We start from the raw sequence: 22,113 nt of genomic DNA on the forward strand, positions 1-22,113 counted from the left end.
TACTAATGTTAGTAGTTAGGGAGTTTTAAAATTATTTCTGTGCCAACCGCTGAATTTATTTCTAATGTACCATTTATTTTTTTTGATCTAGCCTTCATGTTCGAAATACCATTACTCAGCTCCATCATGGAGGGTTCTATACCTTTGCCATTATCTTTTAGGGAGAGCACTTTGCCTTCAGTTGATTTCCTTATTTCAAACATTATGGTGTCTGCTTCGGAGTATTTTGCTGCGTTATTCATGGCTTCTTTAAAAATCAGAAATACGTCCCGTCGATAGGCAGGAATAATACTTTTGGAGTCAAAACCTTCTGCTATTAAGGCTCTGAATTCAATGTTTTTTGTTTCGAAAATATCTTTTCCGAAATTCACAATACGCTCTAACCATTCTTCTTCTGAGTCGTTCTTGGGATTAAGTTCATAGACAGCTTCTCTCACTTTCCCAAGAATCTCTCTTGATTTTTGTGAAATCCGTTCAAAGCGTTCCTGAAGTTCAGTATTTGGAGAATCCAGCTTTCGTTTGCTTAACTCCGCATACATGGTGAGGCTACTCAAGGATGCCGCAAGGTCGTCATGCAAATTTCCCGAAATTTGATTTCTAAGCATCTGTTGCCTTTCTTTTTCTAGCTGGTTTTGTCTGAATTTATAACCCAAAGCCACTGAAAATAGGATGATTTCCAACATTGAACCAGCCATGATGATTTTTTCTTGATATAATGGTTCGATTAAAGCGAGATTTTGAAGTCCAACTATAAGCGTGGCTATTACTAGAAAAAAAGTGGCCAATCCATAATAATAAATAATGACCCGTTTTTTTAGAATATAATCTACAGTAATAAGCATAAATATGGCTGAAAACAAGACACCTTGCCCAATAGCCAGATAGTTGAACCAATATCTGAAATAGAAGAATGATATTGCCGTGGTTATTAAACTACCGAAAATGAGCGAGTTTTTGATTCTCTGCCAATTAGTTTTATAATTTTTTGAGAGATCTAAAAAGGAGTCTGTAAACTGAATTAAAAATATATTTGAGATAAAGAGAAAGACAAAATAGGCGATTTCATTGAACCAACTATTGGACCAGATATATTGAAAACCAAATCCGTAGAGGCTAAGCTGAAAAGCCCCAAAGAGTAATATATAGATCGAATAATAGATATAAACTACCTCTTTTATCGTAATCCACAAGAAAATATTGTAAAGTGAAATGAGAATAATAAATCCCATATATATGCCCCAAATGAGTTTGTTTGTACTGAGTTGTTCCAGTAGTTCATTTTCTTCCCAAAACATAATTGGGAATTTCAAATCCCGTGTTCCACTGGCCTTAATGAAAATCTCATAGTCTTGATTTTCAATCATATCTAGTTTAAAAATGGGATTTGGAGAACGTACATCATATTTAAATATGGGTATTTTATCGCCTGATTTTTTGTATAGTATCAGTTGGTTACGCTCGTATAGCCAGACCTCCATTTCAGATAGTCTTGAATTTCCAACCTCTAAAAACCAAGCTTTATTGGTTTTATTTTTAAATGTGAACCTTGTCCAAACTTGGTAGGGTGTATAGCTAAAATTTGGAATTTTGCCTTTAAAGATTTGGAATTTTGAATCAAATGTGGAGTTGTTGGGTAGGGGTTTTGAATATAACTGTTCCGTATCTAAAAAATATGAAATTTGATTCGGCCTGAGTTGACTTATTTCATCAGTAAGTACATTGGTGTTTTTTTTGCCAACAATACTTATTTCTTTCGGATTGAAATGATTAAGGCCATTTACTCCTCCAAAAAACATTTTTCCAGTAGTGGAATCTTTATAAGAACCATATCCATTAAACTCAAACCCTTGAAGCCCGTCATTCATGCTAAAAGAATGAATTTTACTCGTTTTAGGATCTAGCTTTACAATGCCTTTATTCGTACTTAGCCAAAGCTGTTTTTCGTCGTCTATTTCAATACTGTATATAAATTCGTTGGGCAAGCCGTCCTCTCTTTTTATCCATTTTTTTGTGCCAGTTTTGGGGTTATATTCCAAAAGTCCGTTTGAAGTGCCTACCCAAACTTTGTCATTCAATTTTAATAAGGAAGTAGGTATGCCCGAGTTGATTAAGTTTTTTACAGTAAATGTTTTAAAGTTATCCACTGATTGTGCTTCAAATAAGCCCTCATTGTATACACCAACCAATACTTTTGTATCCGAAATAAATTTTATCAAAGAAATTCGACTATCAGATAACAAATTACAGATGGCAGTCTTTTTGTTTTTTTTGTTTAGCCTAAAAATTCCATTTTCAGTCCCAATCCATAGTTCATCTTTAAATTCTTCAAGTACTCTTATGAATTTGTTGGCCATTTTGCTTTCCGGTTCCGATACTGGCTTAAATTTATTTTTATCAAAATAGGCTAGGCCTTCAGAAGTACCAAGCCAAATGGTGCCTGATTTATCTTTATGAATGTATCGGATGGTATTAGAGGGGATAATTTTAGAATTTAAATTATAAAAACCATCAATTATACTGAAATTGTTGGCATTGACCCTCCAAACACCCGACTGTTGGGTACCAAGCCAAAGCGTATTTTTATCTTTTAAGACGCTCCTTATAGAGAAATTCTGCATACTTTCCGGCAGTTTTCCCTCCAGATTTAGTTTGTATGTTCCAAAATTTCCTGGCAAAATTTGGATTTTGTCCACTCCGTAAGGGTCAGTATTGACCCAAACAATCCCATCGTTATCTACATAAACGTGGCTAATTTCGTCGTTGTGGAGTTTTGAGTTTGAAAAGCTTCCTTTATTTGATAATTGTTCAAAAGTTTCGTTTTGTGTGTTGAAAAACAACAAGCCATTTTTTTCAGTGCCTAACCAAAGATTTCCATCTTTATCGGTTGAAAGGTCAAATACCACCCCGATAGGTTTTTTTTGATCGAAAAACATCCATTTTTTGATGCCAAAGGTCTTGGTATTAAACCGAATAAATCCATCGAAAGTGCCTATCCAGATGTTGTCTTTTTGAATATGAATTTTTACAATTTCTTCGTTTTTTCCAACCAGATTATTTTTGTTTTTCGAAAAGAAATAAGCTATTTTTTTTGTTTTAAGACTGTATTTCATCAAGCCTTGGTCGCCATGAATCCATATATTCTGGCCTGCATCGTTTTGTGTAGTATTTACATTGCTGAAATAATTCGTTTTGAAGCTTTTCTCTAAAACTAATATTTGTTGTTTTTTGGTGTTGAAATTATAGTTTATCAATCCTACGCCACCTAACCAAAGCTTGAGTTCATTACCTGAAACGCTGATCGGAAAGACCTCATTTTTAGTGATTTTTCCATTCTGATCCCTAAAATATACTTTTTTGAATTGTTCTGTTTCACTGTCAAATATATTTAAAGAGTTTTCGGTGCCTACCAGTAAGCCATTGACTTTATAACCTATGATTTTTTTTATGTCAATGCCATCAATGCTGAAAGGGTCTTTTTTTGAAGGCCTATAAACTTTCATCGTTTTGCCATTCCAAAAATTTAATCCATCCATTGTACCAAACCACATGTTTCCATTGGAGTCTTTGTACATAGAATACACCGATCCTTGGGATAAACCGTTTTCTGCTCCTAAATGCTCAATTCTATATTTGAGCTTTTGGCCAAACGTTTGAAAGGAGAAAATTACTAAAATAAACAGAATTATAGTTCTCATTAATTGGCTAAGGTAGAAAAGGTTCTGCCACTTTGGCAGAAATAAGGCGAATGGTTTAATTATTGATAACAAATCTAAGAAATTTTAATGTAGAAGTATGAAAAAGGATAAGCAAGAAGTAGAAGAAATTAAATCAAACGACGAAATCCAAGTAAACAACGAGGCAGAAGAGCAAATGGAAACAAGCTCTGAACCAATCACCGAAACTCAAAAACTTGAAGCAGAAGTTGCCGAAGCCAAAGATAAATACATTAGATTATATTCAGAGTTTGAAAACTTTAGAAGAAGAACTGCCAAAGAAAAGATTGATACCATCATGAATGCCACTGAAGGTCTCATGAAGGAGCTTATTCCGGTAATGGATGATTTTGAAAGGGCTCAAAAATCAATGGAAACCAGTGAGGATTTAAAGGCTATCAAAGAAGGTATTGATTTGATTTTCCATAAATTTCAAAAGACATTGGCCAGTAAGGGTCTAAAACCCATGGAATCTAAAGATCAAACATTTGATGTAGAATTGCACGAGTGCATAACGCAATTTGCAGCTGGCGAAGACAAAAAAGGTACTGTAATTGATGAGATTGAAAAAGGTTATTATCTTAATGATAAGGTGATTAGATATGCTAAAGTTGTGGTGGGTAGTTGATTAATGAGTGATTGGTAATTCGTTTTTGGTAGTCCCGATAGCTATCGGGAGGTTATTCGTCAATTAGGGTTGTAGAATCTTGTTGTAAGAATTTGAAATCGATTCACGATCCAATAAAAATTTATTTAAACGATAAATCTGTTCTTAAAAAAATATAGAAATTAAAAGTTAGCTGAAATTTCAAGTTGAAACAATTAAAAAAGCTAACAGAATAGAGCTAAAAAATATGGCAAAAAAGGATTATTATGATTTACTTGGCGTTGACAAAAATGTCAGTGCAGACGAACTAAAAAAGGCTTACCGAAAACTCGCTATTAAATATCACCCTGATAAAAATCCAGGCGATAAAGAGGCAGAAGAGAAGTTTAAGGAAATAGCCGAAGCTTATGGCGTTTTGTCAGATACTGACAAAAAGGCAAGATATGACAGATTCGGTCACGAAGGTGTGGGTGGAGCCAGTGGCTTTGGTGGTCAAGGCGGTGTAAACATGGAAGACATTTTTAGCCAATTTGGTGATATTTTCGGTGATGGAAGTCCATTCGGAAGTTTTTTTGGTGGCGGCGGACGCTCCGGTGGAGGTAGAAAAGCCGTTAGGAAAGGCTCGGATTTGAGAATTAAACTCAAACTGAACGTGGAAGAAATAGCCAATGGCGTTGAGAAGAAAATTAAAGTCAAGCGTTATGTTTCTTGTAAAGTTTGTTCAGGAAACGGCTCAAAACATGGTACTTCGCTACAAACTTGTGGTACTTGTCAAGGTTCGGGTCAAATAAGACGCGTACAGCAAACCATGTTAGGCCAAATGGTAACAACCAATACCTGTCATACTTGTAATGGTGAAGGAAAAGTGGTCTTGGATAGGTGTGAGGCTTGTTTTGGAGAAGGTAGAGTGTTGGAAGAAGACATGATTTCAATCAAAATTCCAGCAGGAGTAGCAGAAGGAATGCAGCTCTCCATGTCAGGCAAGGGCAATGTGCCAGCTAGGGGCGGAGTAGCAGGAGATTTGTTGATTCAAATAGAAGAAGAAGAACATCTGCAACTCAAAAGAGATGGAAACAACATCATTTATGATCTTCCATTAAATTTTGTAGATGCAGTATTGGGAAAAGAGGTTGAAATCCCAGTAGTTGGAGGCCGTGTGAAAATTCAGATTAAACCCGGAACACAAGCTGGAGAGGTTTTGAGACTAAAGGGTAAAGGCTTTAAAGATATCAATGGCTATGGTACTGGTGATCAGCTGATATACGTAAATATTTATACACCCAAAGTTGTGAGTTCAGAAGAAAAAGTTCTTCTCGAAAAGCTTAGAGACTCTCCGAATTTCCAACCAAAAGCTAGTGGGGAAGGTAAGAGCATTTTTGATAAAATGAAAGATTTCTTCAAATAAGCACACTGCATTATTAAATAAAAAACTCTGATTTTTAGGCAAATATGCCAAAATCAGAGTTTTTTTATTTTATTTTCTTTGGATAATCTACCCAATTAAAAACTTTCCAATTTAGTAACTTTCCAATTTACAATCTTTCTAACTTCCCAACTCTACCACCTTTCCCACGGATATTTCTTCTTGGTTTTCTTTGAGCCTTTTGGGCTTAGAATCGCATCTGGAGCGGATTCTCCTTTCTTTTTGTCCCAAAAGAAATGTATCCTTGGTGGCACTAAATACCTTCCAGAATACACACCAGCTACCACGTCGTCGTGTTGATGTTCCATTCTAACATGGCAAGTATTCATTGGGCAGCGAGGTGCCCAGCATGAGCTCACAGCCAACAAAATAAATATCATTAGTAAATTTTTCATAAAGGTACTACTATTCTAATTCCGGCGGTTTTACTAAAAAACAAGCCCTTTGTGCCGGGCTGCCTCAATGTTTTATTGCTCAAAAATCCAAAGTGTAAAGGAACAATTTCCAACTCATCTGGATCGGTTGCTTCCTCTATGCTTGTATATTTTCCCATTCCTAAGCCTGCATAAGCATCCAAAAATAAATGCTTGTGCAAATGGATATGCTTGCCAAATTTGAAATTGATGGTTTGTGTTTTTTCAGTGTAAGGTACTAAGTCAAATTTTGCATAAGATGGAAGCTGAACTCCACCAATGCCAGTGGCCATTTCTACAGTTCTATCATATTTGCCTTGCACATATTCTACAGCATAGTATCTTCCAAATGGTTTTTTGTCTAACCCAGCAAATGGAAACCAGTCCGAAAAATACATTTTTATCTCACCTCTATACTCGGTATTGATGTTTTCAGCTTGATTTTTCTTTACATATTTATTTAAATTCTGAGAGCCTTTCCCTTTTCCATAATCGAAACTAAAACTGAACTTACCAAACGGAGGAGCCAATTCGGCACCGTATTGAATCGTATTGTTATAACCTAACATAGAAGTGGGGTTAAAACGCAATAAAAGAAACGGGACGTGGGTAAACTGAACAGGTTTTTTATTGAAAAGTGGCTTAGTTTCAATGTTATACAGCTGAGCCATCGCATTGATAAACAATAGATTGAAAGCTAATATTTTAAAAAAAGTCTTCATCAAATCTCGTTTATTTTTTCCAATTTATTGTTTGCATTGTAGCTTAATTGAACCATACCTTTGGTCGTTTTTACCAATATTCTACTTAGGCTTGGTACCACCCTAATGAATTGACCAGTAGGTACTGAAAACTCAGTTACTTTTGACAATTCAGATCCATTCTTAATTTCAAAAACACCTAAAACCCCACCTGCTTCCAACATGAAAATCTTTCTATTCATTACTTTTAGGTCTATAATTGATTCGGAAAGATATTGATTGATATAAACCAACTCTGTAAATTTATTAATCTTAAAAAGCGAATATTTAGATGCTATACCTGGTTGACAAACTGTTTTTCCTTGAGAAACTACCACAAAACTATCTACAAGTGCCATTTGGTCACAAGTACTAAAGGCATAGTTTTTTAACTGAACAGTTTTGTTCGTTTTGGTAAAATAGGCTTTTAATCCTGTTTTGCTTAGAAGTAAAAGCGAATCCGAACTTCCAGCAATTCTCTCAATATCCAAAGAATCTGCAGTGAATTTATTCAAATTTAGATTAGAAACAGAACTATTATTTAGAAATTGCATTTCATTTTTTTTCAAAAACACGTTCTGATTGTTTGTAGTCTCATTGAAAAAGTTCTGTTCAGTATTACTTCCCAAAATTCGCAAAGAACCAATTTCTTCTATTTTTGAGCAAGATATTAGGCAGAAACAAACCAATATTATCAAATGTCTCATTTTATCGGTAGCAATTTAGTTTTTTATCAATTACTTTTTTCTCCCATTCCACCACAAAATCTACTGAGTCAGGACATTCAAAATACACATTACGTTCGATGGGATAATTTGGAAAGCTAAACAAATTTGATTTTCTATTTATCAAACCAAAATTTGCTTTGTTTGCTGCAAAAGCTTCTGTTACTTGAGAAGCGTTTCCTATTAGATTTAAGCCGGAAATTTTAAATGAAATTAAATCATTCCCGTTGTCACAAATGATAAACCCGTCTTTTACTGTGAATTTTCTCAAGGCTGGAATCTTTATAAACAGCAATGGTTCTGGTTTTACATCTTTAGGGTTTTTAAAAATATGCATTCCTTTTGCGTAATCTGCTACATATAAGTACTTTTCATCTACGTACATATCTGAGATTTGATCAATTGGAATTGGTTTTTCAACTATAAAATTACTCAAGTCCGATTCGCTGAGTGAAGTCTTTATAAAATAACCTTCGTTTGCATAGCTTGGATCGTTTTCTTGAAAGCTTTCAAATTTTTGGCAGGATGAAATACCAATTAAAAGAATGAAAAGCAGGAGTATTTTATACATCAAAGGGTTTTTTTCTATTTGTGAAATAATAATTCAATAAACGTTCCAAACTTGAAACTTGGTATAAAAAACAAAAAAAATCCTGTCAGAATTTAATTCTAACAGGATTTTTCTAACCTTTAACTCAGTTTGAAATCTAAAATCAACTAAGTTGTTTTAAATCATTTAAGCCTAACCAATCAACCAGCTAAATTCGAACATGGAGCGGATCCAAAATGCCGAAGTGTGGCCACTGAGCGAAGCCGAAGTGTGGCCACTGAGCAAAGCCGAAGTGTGGCCACTGAGCAAAGCCGAAGTGTGGCCACTGAGCGAAGCCGAAGTGCGGTCACTGAGCGAAGCCGAAGTGCGGTCACTGAGCGAAGCCGAAGTGCTATTTTTTATTCCCGTAAGCGTAATAATACTTCATGGCTTTATCCATATTTTTTTCAAGCTCTGCAATTCTAGTAGCGTCTGTTGGGTGCGTTGAAAGCAATTTTGGTGGCTTTTGAGAGTTTTTAGCAGCATCGGCCATTCTTTGCCAAAAAGCCACAGCTTCTTTTGGCTGATATCCAGCCATGGCCATAAAAATTAAACCAATTTTGTCAGCTTCAGATTCTTGCTTTCTGCTGTTTGGAAGAACTCCACCAAGATTAGTCCCAATACCCAAAACTTGTCCGGCAATTTCCATAACCCTTTGGTCGCCCGTATAAATACCTGCTGCTGCAGCTCCAACTTGAGTAACTCCTTGTGCAACCATTGCACGGCTCATCCTTTCTCTGCCATGTTCGGCTATAGCGTGGGCTACTTCATGACCCATTACTACCGCAATACCGTCCTCGGATTTACAAATAGGCAAAATTCCAGTGTAAAAAACCACCTTTCCACCTGGCATGCACCATGCGTTCAGTTCCTTGTTTTCTACAGTTCTAAATTCCCAGCTGTAGCCATCTAGCATGTGACCTAGATTTTGTTGAATGAGATAATCCTCTGCTGCTTTTTTAATTCTTTCTCCAACCCTTTCTACCATTTTAGCATCAGATTTGTTGGATGGAACTTGCTTAACGGTATCCAAAAAACCCTTGTACTGCTGAAAACTCATGGCCATCATTTGGTCACTTGACACTAAACCTACCATTTGTTTTCTACCAGTTAAAGGCACACGTTGACAAGCCCATACAAAGGATATTAAAACCACTAAACCAATTATTACACGATAGTTCTTTTTCATTATTATGAAGGATTTTATTGTTTAAAAGATAATAACGCTAAATTACTTGATAGATTTGGTTGCTTAGACGTATTTTTGCAAAAAAGAAATTCAATTTTTATGAAAATTTTAGCCGTAGGCCGCAATTACGTTGAACACATCGCTGAACTCAACAATGAAAAACCTGATCAACCCGTAATTTTTTCAAAACCTGAGACGGCCCTTTTGAAAAACAATGAACCTTTTTATTATCCTGCATTTTCTCAAGATATCCATCATGAAGTAGAGATTGTACTGAAAGTTTCGAAAATGGGAAAAAATATTGAAGAGAAATTTGCCCATAAATATTATGATGAAATAGGTCTTGGAATAGATTTTACGGCAAGAGATATCCAATCAAAATTGAAAGTGAAAGGTTTGCCATGGGACTTGGCCAAAGGCTTTAATGATTCAGCCCCAGTCTCTGATTTTGTATCGAAAGAGGGTTTTGATATGCAAAATATCAACTTTTCTTTGGATATTAACGGAGAAAGAAAACAAACGGGCAATACCAGCATGATGCTTTATTCGTTTGATTATTTGATTAGTTTTATTTCGCAGTATTTCACGCTAAAAACTGGAGATTTAATATTTACTGGTACACCAGCAGGGGTTTCACCGGTCAAAATTGGAGATAGATTAGTGGGTAAGATTGAAGAGAGTGTGATGTTTGATTTTGAAATAAAATAAATGAAGTTTTTGAAGTTTGGTGTTTTCTTTGTTTTAATACACTTTTCTCTTTCCGCACAGCAGAAGTTTCCTCAAGGATACTTTATTATGCCCATTGCTCCTGGACAAATTACCTCCTTATCGGGTTGCTTTGGAGATATTCGAACAAACCATTTTCATGCGGGATTAGATGTCAGAACAGGCGGTGTTGAAGGCAAAAATGTGCATGCCGCGGCTGAAGGATATATTTCTCGCATTAAAATCCAAAACGGTGGCTATGGAAATGCCCTTTATGTTACCCATCCAAATGGTTTAACCACTTTGTATGCCCATCTAAAAGTTTTCAACGACACATTACAGAAATATCTGGTCAGCCAGCAATATCAACAGAAAACTTGGGAAATAGACATTACACTGAATCCGAACCAGTTTTTGGTCAAAAAAGGTGATATTATTGCACTTTCAGGAAATACTGGTGGTTCCGCTGGTCCGCATTTGCATTTCGAGATTCGTGATGCAGAAGAAAACGTCTTAGATCCCTCTCAGTTTGGTTTTGCCGAGTTGAAAGATAACGTTCAGCCTATTATACAGCAGATTTCACTCAAATGTATGTCTGCAGATGCTAGGATTAATGGGAAGTTTGGAATTTTTAACTTTTCTGTAGTAAAAGGTAAAGACGGTTTATACAGAATTCCTCAAAAAATTTCCGCAAAAGGCACATTGGGATTGGAAGTTTTGACCTACGATAGAGCAAATAATAGCCCTTTTCGTCAAGGAGTTAACCAAATAAATTTGGTGGTAAACGATAAAGCAGTATATAATTTTAGGCTTGACAAAATGGCCTTTGACAACAAATTGGACATGAACATTCATGCCAATTATGAGAAAATGACCAAATCGGGTCAGAAAATACACAAATGTTATGTAGAGGAAGGCAATACATTTGACTTCTATAAAACTAATGATTTGGCTGGTAAATTTAGGATAGAAAGTGATACCAATTTGGTAGAATTGAGGGTAAACGATGCCTTTGCAAATACTGTTTTTGCCGAATTCCAGATTTTTATGGAAAAAGAAAGAAACTCCGCCATCATTTCATCTGCGAAAATTAAAACCGAGGTTTTGGATAATTTCTTGAAAATTGATGTCTCGGATCCAAATAATGAGTTTAATGGTTTAGAATTGCTAAGAGGAAATTCGATCACACAAGTGCCTTTTGATGAGATACTTGGACAAACTAAAATCAAGGTTTTAGATCTCAAGTTGGGCTTTCCTGAATCCATTTCGCTTAATGGAATACCTATCGTGCTACCCGTTAACACTGCGATAAAAAAATCGAATCCAATTTTTATTAAAGATAACCTACAAGCAAACTTCAAAGATGTGCTATATGATGATGCATTTGTTAATATCACCGTGAATGATTCAGAGCTAAATCTTCATGATGATGTCATACCAATCAAAGGTTATGCGGATATTGTTTGGCAAAAAAATACACTTCCAGCTTATCCTGACAAATACAAAGCATATTTGAAGGCAGGAAAGATGAAATTTTTAGGTGGTGATTGGCAAGGTTCTACTTTGAGTTTTAAAACCAGAGAATTCGGGAAAATCCTGACGCTTTATGATCTTGATGCACCGGCAATTTCACCAAAAGCATTAACAAAGGAAAGCCTTAAGTTCAGAATATCGGATAGTTTGTCGGGCATTAAAACTATAGCATGTTTTGTAAACGACGAATGGGTTTTGATGAACTTCGAATACAAAAATGGCATGATTTGGTCGGAAAAATTAGATTCTTCAAAACCTTTTCTAGGCAAAGTGGTTTTAAAAATAACCGACAATTGCGATAATGTGGGTACTTTTGAAACAGAAATAACAGAAAAATGAAATTAGAAATAGGCCAAAAAGCTCCTAACTTCGAAACCATAAACCAAGATGGAAATACGGTAAAATTGAGTGATTTTGCCGGAAAAAAGATAGTTATTTATTTCTATCCGAAAGACAACACGCCCACTTGTACCACCCAAGCTTGTAACCTAAGAGACAATTATTCAGCACTACAAGCCAAAGGTTATACGGTTTTAGGTGTAAGTATAGATACGGCTAAATCTCATAAAAAATTCCAAACTAAGTTTGAACTTCCATTTGATCTTTTGGATGATTCTTCTATGAAAATGGTGAATGATTATGGTGTTTGGGCTGAGAAGATGATGTACGGAAAAACGTACATGGGCACCCTCAGAACTACTTTCTTAATAGACGAAAAGGGAATTATCATTGACATTATAGAAAAAGTAGAATCCAAAAGACATTCGGAGCAAATAGCTCCTTAATATCTGAAACTAAAAGGATTTTGTATTTCTCGGCCTCGAGATTTCATAAAATCCGAAACCGTTATCCTTTGTCCAAAACAGCCATTAATTATGGTGACCTTTTCATTATCAAAATCGGCACTGGCAAGCATTTCTTCAGCTAAAGTTCTGTTTTTGTTCAAAAGAGCCAAAAAAGCATAACACCGCACACAGGCGTTTGGGTACCGACACAAAACTATCAACTCTTCGTTTTTGCAATTTTCTAACAGGCTTTTGTAAGCTTGATATTCTTCGGATATAATCCCATTGATGCCCTTGGTATAACCTGAAACCACATTTGCATTCACTATTATGGCCACCAATGAATCAATTTTTACAGATTGTGCAAACGTATAGTTAGTCATTAAAACCAAGATAAACAGAGCTCGCTTCATGTAGTTTTTTCACTAAAGTCGATGCCGACAAATAAATGTTGCATAAAACCATCCTTTTTGAATTCATTTAAACCCTTGCTTATCACTCTTTTTGGTTTATTAAGGTTGACAAATTTTGTTTTAAATAATTTTACGTGTAATTTTGACACTTATTATAAATATTTGCTATTCTTACAACAATTATAGGCTTAGCAGCAATATTTTAATAAATTTGTGAAGATTATTAACAAAATTCTAATTCTTAAATGCAAACCCCAGAAATCAAGGACATTGCCACCCAAGTAAGACGCGACATCGTACGCATGGTGCATGGTTGTAAGTCCGGCCACCCAGGTGGGTCATTAGGCTGCACGGATATCGTAGTAGCACTATATTTCCAACAGATGAAAATCAATAATCGCAAAGGTAAAGGCGGCTATATTTCATTTAAAATGGACGGAATCGATGAGGATTTATTCTTCCTCTCAAACGGCCATACTTCGCCTTTGTTTTATTCGGTTTTAGCTAGAAGAGGATATTTTGGAATAGAAGAGTTAAGTACTTTTCGTAAATTGAATTCAAGACTTCAAGGTCATCCAACCACGCACGAAGGTCTTCCAGGCATCAGAGTTGCCTCTGGATCTTTAGGTCAAGGTATGTCAGTAGGTATTGGAGCCGCAATGGCCAAAAAACTGAATGGTGACAAAAATCTAGTTTACGTTTTGATGGGTGACGGTGAGCAACAAGAAGGCCAAGTGTGGGAAGCCGCACAGTTTGCACCACATCACAAAGTGGATAATTTGGTAGGTATAATTGACTTGAACGGTCAGCAAATAGACGGTTCTACGGAGCAAGTAATGTCAAACCGCGACTTGAAAGCCAAATACAAAGCTTTTGGATGGAACGTTATGGAAATCAAAGAAGGCAATAACATTGAAGCTTGTATTGCTGGACTTAGAAAAGCCAAAAGATTGACAGGAAAAGGACAACCAGTGATGATATTGCTTTACACAGAAATGGGTGCTGGCGTAGATTTCATGATGGGAAGCCACAAATGGCATGGCATAGCTCCAAACGACGAGCAGTTGGCCGCAGCATTGGCTCAGTTACCTTCAACTTTAGCTGATTATTGATTTTTTTTTAGGCATCAAGGCAAAAGGCAATAAGGCATAAATAGATTTGATGACTGAGCGGAGTCGAAGGTAAAAACTCTAAAATATTTCATAAGATATTGAAAATAAAAAGCTTAAATATTAAAAATTTCAAATCCATCGTTGATATCACCATCAACGGACCCAACCCATTTACGGTGTTTGTTGGGCCAAATGGAAGTGGAAAATCTAATATTTTTGAGGCTTTGGAGTTTGCTAATTTGATGACAGATGAAACAGACTACGACAAAAAAACTAAAATTGAAGGACAATTTGGAGATTGTGAGTCTTTTTTAAATGTCAATAATGAAATTCCATTTTTAAGTATTGGCTATGAATTTGATAAAGAGGTTGTTTTGTTTTCTTGGAGAAAAAAAAATAAAGAGACTGATGAACAATTGAAGCATTTAAGAGATGAGGCAATTTTGAATAAGTCCAAGTATCTTGAAATGTTTAGAATTCTATTTAAAGATGATGAAAGGTTCGAAAATGACCCTTCTTTTGCAGAAGTACCTTTTGATTTTTTAATAAATAGATACGACAAATTATTGTCTTCTAAGGTTGGAAGCTACAGCTTTACTATTCCAGTTCACAAAGACAAGTTAGCTGATAAGGAAGAATTATATTCTACTGAAAACTTTAACTTGGATAATAGTGAATTCTATAATGAAATTGGGACATTATTGCAAAACTCCAATTATAGTCAGTTCTTCGATTCGTTCTCTAGGATTTTCCTCAATAGTAGAATAAAAGATAGAAGTAACTTTAAGAGATTCTTGAAAAATGATGGTTCAAATCTAGAAAAAGCAATATCTTTCCTTTTAAAAAATGAGGTTAAGAGAGAAGAATTATTAGATTGGTTGAGATTATTTATTCCAGAATTTGAAGATCTTAAATATTCTAAAAATGAAATTAGTGGAAAAAATGGCTTGCAAATTTTTGAAAAGAAATCAAATATTCCATTTAATACTTCTTTGATTTCTGATGGGACATTCAATATCTTAGCAATGCTAACAGCAGTTCTCCAATCTGATGAACCTCAATTTCTGTGCATCGAAGAACCTGAGAATGGATTGCATCCAAAGGTAGTTAAGGAATTGGTTAATCTATTCAGAGATGCTTGTGAGGAATACGGACATTATATTTGGATTAATACACACTCCCAAACTTTGGTATCCAAACTTAAGCCTCATGAAGTAATTTTGGTGGATAAAGTTGATGGTGAAACAAGAATAAAACAATTAAAAGATTTCAATTTACATGGCTTCGAAATGGACGAGGCTTGGCTAAGTAATGCTTTGGGAGGAGGTATTCCATGGTAAAACTCGGAATCATCTGCGAGGGAGAATCAGAGACAATAGTTTTGAAAAGTGAACCTTTTATTTCCTTTTTGAGAGAATTATCTATTGAACTTATTGCTGTGCAAGAAACTGGATCCAAAAATCAATTCTTTGGTGGTAGGTTTGAGAAACACAAAGCCACTATTAAAGATAAAGGAGCAGAAGTTGTTTTGGCTTTATTTGATTTAGACAAAGATGAATGTCCTTCAAAGTTGAAAGAAAGTTCGGATTTGACAGAAAACGAAATTGGAGTAATTGCAATAAACGAATTTGAATCGTGGTATTTGGCAGATAATTTTGCTTTGAGTAAATTATTAGAAAAAAAAATTAATGTCGATTTTCCTGAAAGTTATGATGAGCCTATAAAAGAAATTGTTCGACTAAATGACGATAAAAGTTTCGGTAAAAGTAAACCTCGTCTAGCCCAAAAAATGCTCAAAAACGGTTTCTCAATCGAAAATGCAGCAAACCATCCAAATTGTGACAGTGCAAAATATTTTATTAAAAAATTAAAATCATTATCTAATTAGTAATTTAATACGATGAAAAAATATACATTTACAGAATCAAAAGATACCCGCTCGGGTTTTGGCGATGCCATGACTGAGCTGGGTGAGAGCCACCCCAATGTAGTGGCTTTGTGTGCCGATTTAGTAGGTTCACTCAAAATTGCTCCATTTATCAAAAATCACCCTGAGCGTTTTATCCAAACAGGTATTGCTGAGGCAAACATGATGGGTATAGCGGCGGGTTTGACCATAGGCGGTAAAATTCCTTATGCTACCACCTTTGCCAACTTCGGTTCGGGTAGAGTTTACGACCAAATCCGTCAGTCGATAGCTTATTCTGACAAAAACGTTAAAATTGCGGTTTCTCACGCTGGTCTTACACTTGGTGAAGACGGTGCAACACACCAAATATTGGAAGACCTCGCCATGATGCGTGCTATGCCAAACATGACCGTGATAAACCCATGCGATTATAACCAAACCAAAGCTGCTACCAAAGCCGTTGCTGACTTTGAAGGTCCGGTTTATTTGCGTTTTGGTCGTCCTGTAGTGCCAGTTTTCACACCGGCTGACCAGAAATTCGAAATCGGTAAGGCTTGGATGGTGAACGAAGGAAAAGACGTAACGATCATAGCCACAGGTCATTTGGTATGGGAAGCCATAAAAGCTGGAGAAGTTTTGGCTGAACAAGGAATTGATGCCGAAATTATTAACATACATACTATCAAGCCTTTGGATACCGCTGCTATTTTGAAATCTGTAAAGAAAACAAAATGTGTAGTAACTTGTGAAGAACACCAAGCTAATGGTGGTTTAGGCGATGCCGTTGCTCAAACATTGGCCAAAGAATTCTTGGCTCCTCAAGAATATATTGCTGTGAATGATTCATTCGGTGAGTCGGGTACTCCTGAGCAATTGATGGTTAAATATGGTTTGGATTCTAAAAATATCATTGAAGCTGTAAAAAAAGTTATTGCTAGAAAATAATTATTAAACCTTTTGAGTCTTGGAGTGTCTAAAGGTCACTCCAAGACTTTTTTTATTTTTATGAAAGACGAAGAAATTATTCAGCTCCTTGAAAATCCTGAAAACCATGAAAAGGCTTTCAGAGGCATTTTGAAGGCATACAAAGAGAAATTGTACTATCACGTGCGTAAAATCGTAATCGACCACGATGATGCCGATGATGTAACGCAGGAATCTTTCATAAAAATTTGGCGAAATCTGGATAAGTTCAGAGGTGATTCTAAATTGTACACTTGGTTGTATAGAATAGCCACCAATGAAGCATTGACTTTTCTACAAAAGAAGAAAAAAGATCAAGGAATATCCATTGACGACAACGAAGGCTTGGTTTCTCATCTAGAATCTTCCAAAAGTGACACATATATGGATGGAGAAGAGATAGAAATTAAACTTCAAAAGGCACTTCTGCAACTGACTGACAAACAAAGAGTTGTTTTTAATCTAAAGTATTTTGAGGAACTCAAATACGAGGAAATAGCCGAAATAACTGAAACCAGTGTAGGTGGTTTAAAAGCTACTTATCACTTTGCAGTGAAAAAAATCGAGGAATTTCTTACCAAGAACTAAACCTTTTGACAGAATAAATGTCAAAGAGACAAGAAAAAGTTTTTATGAATATCGAAGAAAGCAAAATAAAATCACCGTTTACAGTTGCTGAAGGTTACTTTGGGAAATTGGAGGAGAATATTCTTGCAGAGGTAAGTATTCAGAGAATGAAATCTCTCCAAAAAATAGCTACACCAAAAGGATATTTTGATAAACTTGAAAATGAAATTTTATCTCTTTCAAAAATAGATAAATTACAAAATATCAAGTCATTATCTACGCCAGAAAGATATATCGAAGATTTGGAGTCTCAAATAATTTCTCAAGTCCATATTGAAAAGCTTAAGGATCAAGCTAAACCTGAAGTTCCAGAAGCTTATTTTGACGAAATGGAAGATTTGATTTTTTCTAAAGTCAAAATTGAAAAACTAAAGGATTTAAAGGGAAATAAAACAACAAAAGGCTATTTTGAGGACTTAGAAAGTCAGATTTTAGCCAAAGTTAAAATCGAAAGTTTAACGAAAGAAATACAATTAAGCACGCCTTCAGGCTATTTTAACCAACTTGAGGAAAACATTCTAAGCAAAACGGTTGAAACCAAGAAAGCCAAATTTATAGTTGTCAGAAACAAATGGGTATATTTTAGAAATGCCGCAGCTGTTTTATTGATTGGAGCTTTTTCTGTTTTGGTTTACAATCAACAAAAAACCAAAGATGAGTTTGCAGAAATCAGCTCAGAAGAAATGATAGCCTATTTGGCCGAGGAAAATTTGACAGATGCAGATTTGAGCACTTTGGTGACCGAAACAACTCCAATTCACGAAAATGTAGAATTGACGGAGCAAGAAATAGAAAAGTATTTGAAAGAAAATGACATTTAAGATGAAAAACATATTTTTATACATATTACTCATAATCAGTACTATATCCTTTGGACAACGCCCTGGTGGAAATCCTCCGGGCGGGGAACGTATCAGAGCGATGAAAGTGGGCATGATTACCAACGAACTGAAACTTACCGAAAGTCAGGCAGAGAAATTTTGGCCCATTTATAACAATTACTCAGAGGAGAAAAACGAAATTCATCAGGAAATTAGAAGGCTTTCTAAAAGACCTGGCGAGGATTTGTCCAATAATGAGTTGATGAAAAGGCAAGATAAAATTTTGGAATTGCAACAGGATGAATTGAATATAACTAAAAAATATAGAGATAACTTTCTAAGAGTAATTTCGGCTCAACAATATTCGAGTTTGATGGCTGCTGAGAGAAAATTTAACCAGATGCTTTTGGATAAACTCAAAGAAAGAAAAGGATTGGACTAATTTATCCCCTTCATTATTTACAAAGATAGCATCCACATTTTGGGTGCTTTTTGCATTCAAGGCAATAGCCATTAGATTTTTAATCGGTAATTCGAAGCATTTGTTTTAATTTGTATAAAAAATCATTCTCTGGAAGACTTCAATTTAAAAATATTACAGCAAGCAGCACAAATAACCAAACCACTGGGAAAAATTGAACCTAGGGAATTTGTATTAAAAAATCAATTGAAACTTGACGCCAATATGCTTAAATTGGTGGTTAATCAGGCCGTTTTCAATCAAACAATTGGCTCAAAAGTTTCTGAATGGGATAAAGAAAAAGCCTTGATAGCCCCTCCAAAAATCTCCTTGGAGCAATGTTCGTCCCAATCTACTGCCCAGTATAAAGCCGATTTGCTGAATGGTGACATCGGCGTGGATCTTACTGGTGGTTTGGGTGTAGACAGTTATTTTTTCTCCAAAAAGTTTAAAGATTTCACCCACAATGAGATCAACCCAAATCTAAGCAATGTTGTAAAACACAATTTTGACCTATTGGGCATAAAGAATGTGAAATTTACTAATGTGGAGGCCGAGAAGTTTGAGTTAGAAGCTTCAACCGATTTTGTTTATTTGGATCCAGCAAGAAGAGATGCTGTAAATCGTAAAATGGTGAGTCTAAAAGATTGTTTGCCTAATTTGCTGGAAATAAAAGACTTAATACTTGCCAAAGCTAAAATTTTGATGGTGAAATATTCGCCGATGTTAGATATTAAAGATAGTATTTTGTTACTAAAAACCGTAGACGATGTCTTAATATTGTCTGAGAAAAATGAGGTGAAAGAATTGGTTTTTATCCTAAAGAAAGAACCTAATTCTGAGCCTTTAATCACTTGTGTTAATTTACTAAGTGGTCAAGACGCTTTTGCCTTTCATTATTCACAGGAGAGCCAAGTAAATTTGGCATTTAGAGAACCTGAGGGCTTTCTTTATGAACCCAATGCCAGTATAATGAAAGCAGGAGCATTTAAGTCAATCGCTGAAGCTTATCAGGTTTCCAAAATTGCTGCGAATAGTCATTTATATACATCAATTGAATGTATTTTTGACTTTCCGGGTAGGATATTTAAGATAGAACACGTAATTGATTTTGATAAAAAACAAATAAAGAAATTTTTGAAATCAGACAAAGCAAATGTTGCAGTACGAAATTTCCCCTATTCAACAGAGGAAATAAAAAAGCAATTGGGCTTGAAAGATGGGGGAGACCAGTATATTTTCTTTAGCGAAAACCATAAAAAGAAGAAAATAGTGTTAATATGTAATAAAATTCAAAATACTTTAAAATGAAAAATCTACTAATCTTATTCTTATTTATTGGAAATATTACCGTTTCAGCACAAATACACAAAGGGCAGAACCTCTATCATGGTAGCCATGAACACGCTTATTTTCTTTTTTCTAATCAAGTAGAGAAAGATTTGGAGGATGATTTGACTGTGTATTTTCAAGGCTTGGGCAAAGTTTCTAATCCTGAGAAACGCGTGGTTCGTCTTGAAAAATTAAAAAACAACGAAATTTCAAATGATTTAGAAGCCATTGATGTGGTTTTTGAGAGCAATAAGAAGTTTCAGAAATTGAGTTTCTTTTTTATAGACAAAGATTCCGACGTTCTTTCGGCCTTTCAAATCAATGACAGATATGCATTAGAACTGGTAGAAGGATTTCAAAAATTCACTTTGAAAAACTTAGAAATGAAATTGGCCAAAGAAAATATAAAATATGCAGAAGCTAATTTGGCTGATGCCAAAAAGGATCAGTCAAAAATAGAAAAATCGCTGGAAAGTAATTTAAAAGATCAAGAAAAGTTAGGCAAAAAGCTGGATGCTACGCCTGAAATGCTAACGAAGGCACTTTCAGAAAAAGAAGAAATTGTGGGTGAATTGTACAGTGAAAAAGAAGCTGAAGTTGACACAAAAACCAAGGAGGATTTAGAAAAAGCCTCAACCAAAAAAGAAAAAGAAATACTCAAAATACAAAAAGAAAAGGAAAAGGCTGAAACGAAGTTGAGCAAAAAGGAATCCGAATTTGATGTATTAAAAGATAATTTATTCAAGGCCAAAGCTTTAGTGAGATCTTTTGAGGCTATTTTAAAAGATGCTACAGAAGTATTGGCGGATTTGAAGTAGGACCATTTTGAGAGGTTTTTGTAAGTAAATTCCCTTTTTGCGTTAATTATTTCAATTTAAAATCATAATTTGACAAAAAAATGAAATTTTATAATGACCAAAACTGAGATTTTTGAAAGATTAGAAACCAATCACAATCAGTTTATTAGCTATTTGGATAGTTTGAATGAATCAGATTTTGAATATGCTTTTTCTGATAAATGGTCTGCTGGTCAACAGCTCAAACATATTGTATTGTCTGTAAAACCATTGGCTCAAGGCTTTCTTTTACCTAGATTTTTGCTAAAAATCATCTTTGGTAAAGCCAATAGACCTTCCAAAACTTACGAGGGCTTGGTGTTAAAGTACGATGAGAAAATAAATTTGGGCGGCCGAGCTTCTGCTGCTTTTTTGCCTAAAGCGGTAAGTTTTTCTGAGAAAGATAAGCTCTATCGCACATTGAGAAATTACCTAAAGTCTATCAAAAATAGTTTAGATAATTATACAGAAGATGATTTTGATTTGATGATCCTACCTCACCCACTTTTAGGAAAAATCACCGTTAGGGAAATGTTGTATTTTACCGCCCACCATGTATTTCACCACCAAGAGTTAATTAAACTATATTTATCTAAAAAGGCATGAGGTCTAAGGAGTTTGAAACTTATTTAGACCATTACCGAATGGTGTGTCCAGAAATTACCGAAGAGGAATTGTCCTATGTTTCAGATGCCTTGAGTATTTCTGTTTATAAATCCAAAGATTTTTACCTCAGCGAAGGCCAAGTACAAAACAGTATAGGTTTTTTGATTTCGGGCTTGATACGGGCCTTTTATGTCGACGACAAAGGCAGTGAAATTACCACTTGGTTTTCAAAAGAAAATGAATACGTGACCGATTACCCCGCCTATATTCGACAAAACCCAGCAAAATTTCACTTTCAGTGTATTGAGCCATCAGTGGTGGTAAATCTGCCTTATACAGATATGCAAGCGGGTTATCGCAAATTTAAGAATTTAGAATTATATGGCCGTTTGGTAGCCGAAGAGGTGGTAGTTTTGTTACAGTCCAGAATTGAAAGCTTTTTATTCCAAAATGCCGAACAACGCTATTTGGATTTTATGAGCCGTAATCCAACCTTATTTAACCGAATTTCTTTGACAGATTTGTCATCTTATTTAGGCGTGGAACGCCAATCCTTAAGTAGAATTAGAAAATCTTTGACACAAAAATGATTTTGTCACATTTGTGACATGT

General features: G+C 35.2%; 23 protein-coding genes. 16 read left to right on the top strand and 7 right to left on the bottom strand.

Annotated elements, in window-relative coordinates:
• Positions 1 to 8 precede the first annotated feature (8 nt).
• Complete coding sequence (locus tag EGI24_RS19415) at positions 9 to 3,695, bottom strand: 7TM diverse intracellular signaling domain-containing protein (protein ID WP_255050246.1); 3,687 nt, start codon at positions 3,693 to 3,695, stop codon at positions 9 to 11.
• A 97-nt stretch (positions 3,696 to 3,792) separates the two neighbouring features.
• Here EGI24_RS19415 and EGI24_RS19420 point away from each other — a divergent pair, with 97 nt between their 5' ends.
• Positions 3,793 to 4,341 (top strand): nucleotide exchange factor GrpE, encoded by a 549-nt coding sequence (locus EGI24_RS19420; protein ID WP_255050247.1) that lies wholly within the window; start codon positions 3,793 to 3,795, stop codon positions 4,339 to 4,341.
• Between the two features lie 226 nt (positions 4,342 to 4,567).
• Complete coding sequence (gene dnaJ / locus EGI24_RS19425) at positions 4,568 to 5,725, top strand: molecular chaperone DnaJ (protein ID WP_255050248.1); 1,158 nt, start codon at positions 4,568 to 4,570, stop codon at positions 5,723 to 5,725.
• Positions 5,726 to 5,877: 152 nt separating this feature from the next.
• Here dnaJ and EGI24_RS19430 read toward each other — a convergent pair whose 3' ends face one another.
• From EGI24_RS19430 to EGI24_RS19450, 5 genes are all read right to left on the bottom strand, one after another.
• Positions 5,878 to 6,138 (bottom strand): hypothetical protein, encoded by a 261-nt coding sequence (locus tag EGI24_RS19430; RefSeq protein WP_255050249.1) that lies wholly within the window; start codon positions 6,136 to 6,138, stop codon positions 5,878 to 5,880.
• Positions 6,135 to 6,878, bottom strand: a complete 744-nt coding sequence (locus EGI24_RS19435; RefSeq protein ID WP_255050250.1) for a hypothetical protein — start codon at positions 6,876 to 6,878, stop codon at positions 6,135 to 6,137. Before EGI24_RS19435 ends, EGI24_RS19430 begins: the two co-directional genes overlap by 4 nt.
• On the bottom strand, positions 6,878 to 7,450 hold the full coding sequence (locus EGI24_RS19440) for a hypothetical protein (RefSeq protein WP_255050252.1): 573 nt from the start codon (positions 7,448 to 7,450) through the stop codon (positions 6,878 to 6,880). The genes EGI24_RS19435 and EGI24_RS19440 overlap by 1 nt, the downstream gene beginning before the upstream one ends.
• A gap of 154 nt (positions 7,451 to 7,604) precedes the next feature.
• Positions 7,605 to 8,192, bottom strand: coding sequence for a hypothetical protein (locus EGI24_RS19445; RefSeq protein ID WP_255050253.1), 588 nt, complete (start codon positions 8,190 to 8,192; stop codon positions 7,605 to 7,607).
• Between the two features lie 370 nt (positions 8,193 to 8,562).
• Entirely contained in the window at positions 8,563 to 9,399 is an 837-nt protein-coding gene (locus EGI24_RS19450) for a M48 family metallopeptidase (RefSeq protein WP_255050254.1), read from the bottom strand.
• Positions 9,400 to 9,498: 99 nt separating this feature from the next.
• On the opposite strand from EGI24_RS19450, the gene EGI24_RS19455 reads away from it, so the two are divergent.
• From EGI24_RS19455 to bcp, 3 genes are read left to right on the top strand one after another with little or no spacing between them, the layout of a single operon-like run.
• A complete protein-coding gene (locus tag EGI24_RS19455) occupies positions 9,499 to 10,107 on the top strand; it encodes a fumarylacetoacetate hydrolase family protein (RefSeq protein ID WP_255050255.1) in 609 nt (202 codons plus the stop codon).
• Positions 10,108 to 11,976 carry a M23 family metallopeptidase gene (locus EGI24_RS19460; RefSeq protein ID WP_255050256.1) on the top strand — a complete coding sequence of 623 codons (1,869 nt, stop codon included), beginning with the start codon at positions 10,108 to 10,110 and terminating at the stop codon, positions 11,974 to 11,976.
• Positions 11,973 to 12,422, top strand: a complete 450-nt coding sequence (gene bcp, locus EGI24_RS19465; protein ID WP_255050258.1) for a thioredoxin-dependent thiol peroxidase — start codon at positions 11,973 to 11,975, stop codon at positions 12,420 to 12,422. Before EGI24_RS19460 ends, bcp begins: the two co-directional genes overlap by 4 nt.
• Here bcp and EGI24_RS19470 read toward each other — a convergent pair.
• Positions 12,419 to 12,835, bottom strand: a complete 417-nt coding sequence (locus EGI24_RS19470; protein ID WP_255050260.1) for a hypothetical protein — start codon at positions 12,833 to 12,835, stop codon at positions 12,419 to 12,421. The genes bcp and EGI24_RS19470 overlap by 4 nt on opposite strands.
• A 245-nt stretch (positions 12,836 to 13,080) precedes the next feature.
• Between EGI24_RS19470 and EGI24_RS19475 the strand changes: the two genes are divergently transcribed.
• The 11 genes from EGI24_RS19475 (at position 13,081) to EGI24_RS19525 (ending at position 22,091) form a co-directional block, all read left to right on the top strand.
• Complete coding sequence (locus EGI24_RS19475; RefSeq protein WP_255050261.1) at positions 13,081 to 13,947, top strand: transketolase; 867 nt, start codon at positions 13,081 to 13,083, stop codon at positions 13,945 to 13,947.
• A 98-nt stretch (positions 13,948 to 14,045) separates the two neighbouring features.
• A complete protein-coding gene (locus tag EGI24_RS19480) occupies positions 14,046 to 15,287 on the top strand; it encodes an AAA family ATPase (protein WP_255050262.1) in 1,242 nt (413 codons plus the stop codon).
• Positions 15,281 to 15,835 carry a DUF4276 family protein gene (locus EGI24_RS19485; RefSeq protein ID WP_255050263.1) on the top strand — a complete coding sequence of 185 codons (555 nt, stop codon included), beginning with the start codon at positions 15,281 to 15,283 and terminating at the stop codon, positions 15,833 to 15,835. The genes EGI24_RS19480 and EGI24_RS19485 overlap by 7 nt, the downstream gene beginning before the upstream one ends.
• Positions 15,836 to 15,847: 12 nt before the next feature.
• A complete protein-coding gene (locus tag EGI24_RS19490; RefSeq protein WP_255050264.1) occupies positions 15,848 to 16,801 on the top strand; it encodes a transketolase family protein in 954 nt (317 codons plus the stop codon).
• A 60-nt stretch (positions 16,802 to 16,861) separates the two neighbouring features.
• Entirely contained in the window at positions 16,862 to 17,407 is a 546-nt protein-coding gene (locus EGI24_RS19495; RefSeq protein ID WP_255050265.1) for an RNA polymerase sigma factor, read from the top strand.
• A gap of 17 nt (positions 17,408 to 17,424) precedes the next feature.
• Positions 17,425 to 18,267 (top strand): hypothetical protein, encoded by an 843-nt coding sequence (locus EGI24_RS19500; RefSeq protein WP_255050266.1) that lies wholly within the window; start codon positions 17,425 to 17,427, stop codon positions 18,265 to 18,267.
• A gap of 1 nt (position 18,268) precedes the next feature.
• Entirely contained in the window at positions 18,269 to 18,709 is a 441-nt protein-coding gene (locus tag EGI24_RS19505) for a Spy/CpxP family protein refolding chaperone (RefSeq protein WP_255050269.1), read from the top strand.
• 225 nt (positions 18,710 to 18,934) lie between these two features.
• Entirely contained in the window at positions 18,935 to 20,038 is a 1,104-nt protein-coding gene (locus tag EGI24_RS19510) for a class I SAM-dependent methyltransferase (RefSeq protein ID WP_255050270.1), read from the top strand.
• Positions 20,035 to 20,877, top strand: coding sequence for a hypothetical protein (locus tag EGI24_RS19515; protein WP_255050271.1), 843 nt, complete (start codon positions 20,035 to 20,037; stop codon positions 20,875 to 20,877). The genes EGI24_RS19510 and EGI24_RS19515 overlap by 4 nt, the downstream gene beginning before the upstream one ends.
• A gap of 93 nt (positions 20,878 to 20,970) precedes the next feature.
• Positions 20,971 to 21,501, top strand: a complete 531-nt coding sequence (locus EGI24_RS19520) for a DinB family protein (protein WP_255050272.1) — start codon at positions 20,971 to 20,973, stop codon at positions 21,499 to 21,501.
• Positions 21,498 to 22,091 (top strand): Crp/Fnr family transcriptional regulator, encoded by a 594-nt coding sequence (locus EGI24_RS19525; protein ID WP_255050273.1) that lies wholly within the window; start codon positions 21,498 to 21,500, stop codon positions 22,089 to 22,091. The genes EGI24_RS19520 and EGI24_RS19525 overlap by 4 nt, the downstream gene beginning before the upstream one ends.
• Positions 22,092 to 22,113 lie beyond the last annotated feature (22 nt).

The sequence above is a fragment of the Lacihabitans sp. CS3-21 genome (assembly GCF_024343675.1).
In the GTDB taxonomy this organism is placed as follows: Bacteria; Bacteroidota; Bacteroidia; order Cytophagales; family Spirosomataceae; genus Leadbetterella.

Coding starts and splice junctions, on each gene's coding strand:
- EGI24_RS19460 (WP_255050256.1), top strand. CDS start 10,108: ATGAAGTTTTTGAAGTTTGGTGTTTTCTTTGTTTTAATACACTTTTCT.
- bcp (WP_255050258.1), top strand. CDS start 11,973: ATGAAATTAGAAATAGGCCAAAAAGCTCCTAACTTCGAAACCATAAAC.
- EGI24_RS19515 (WP_255050271.1), top strand. CDS start 20,035: ATGAAAAATCTACTAATCTTATTCTTATTTATTGGAAATATTACCGTT.
- EGI24_RS19525 (WP_255050273.1), top strand. CDS start 21,498: ATGAGGTCTAAGGAGTTTGAAACTTATTTAGACCATTACCGAATGGTG.
- EGI24_RS19420 (WP_255050247.1), top strand. CDS start 3,793: ATGAAAAAGGATAAGCAAGAAGTAGAAGAAATTAAATCAAACGACGAA.
- EGI24_RS19520 (WP_255050272.1), top strand. CDS start 20,971: ATGACCAAAACTGAGATTTTTGAAAGATTAGAAACCAATCACAATCAG.
- EGI24_RS19450 (WP_255050254.1), bottom strand. CDS start 9,399: ATGAAAAAGAACTATCGTGTAATAATTGGTTTAGTGGTTTTAATATCC.
- EGI24_RS19445 (WP_255050253.1), bottom strand. CDS start 8,192: ATGTATAAAATACTCCTGCTTTTCATTCTTTTAATTGGTATTTCATCC.
- EGI24_RS19440 (WP_255050252.1), bottom strand. CDS start 7,450: ATGCAATTTCTAAATAATAGTTCTGTTTCTAATCTAAATTTGAATAAA.
- EGI24_RS19430 (WP_255050249.1), bottom strand. CDS start 6,138: ATGAAAAATTTACTAATGATATTTATTTTGTTGGCTGTGAGCTCATGC.
- EGI24_RS19415 (WP_255050246.1), bottom strand. CDS start 3,695: ATGAGAACTATAATTCTGTTTATTTTAGTAATTTTCTCCTTTCAAACG.
- EGI24_RS19490 (WP_255050264.1), top strand. CDS start 15,848: ATGAAAAAATATACATTTACAGAATCAAAAGATACCCGCTCGGGTTTT.
- EGI24_RS19500 (WP_255050266.1), top strand. CDS start 17,425: ATGTCAAAGAGACAAGAAAAAGTTTTTATGAATATCGAAGAAAGCAAA.
- EGI24_RS19485 (WP_255050263.1), top strand. CDS start 15,281: ATGGTAAAACTCGGAATCATCTGCGAGGGAGAATCAGAGACAATAGTT.
- EGI24_RS19435 (WP_255050250.1), bottom strand. CDS start 6,878: ATGAAGACTTTTTTTAAAATATTAGCTTTCAATCTATTGTTTATCAAT.
- EGI24_RS19495 (WP_255050265.1), top strand. CDS start 16,862: ATGAAAGACGAAGAAATTATTCAGCTCCTTGAAAATCCTGAAAACCAT.
- dnaJ (WP_255050248.1), top strand. CDS start 4,568: ATGGCAAAAAAGGATTATTATGATTTACTTGGCGTTGACAAAAATGTC.
- EGI24_RS19505 (WP_255050269.1), top strand. CDS start 18,269: ATGAAAAACATATTTTTATACATATTACTCATAATCAGTACTATATCC.
- EGI24_RS19475 (WP_255050261.1), top strand. CDS start 13,081: ATGCAAACCCCAGAAATCAAGGACATTGCCACCCAAGTAAGACGCGAC.
- EGI24_RS19470 (WP_255050260.1), bottom strand. CDS start 12,835: ATGAAGCGAGCTCTGTTTATCTTGGTTTTAATGACTAACTATACGTTT.
- EGI24_RS19455 (WP_255050255.1), top strand. CDS start 9,499: ATGAAAATTTTAGCCGTAGGCCGCAATTACGTTGAACACATCGCTGAA.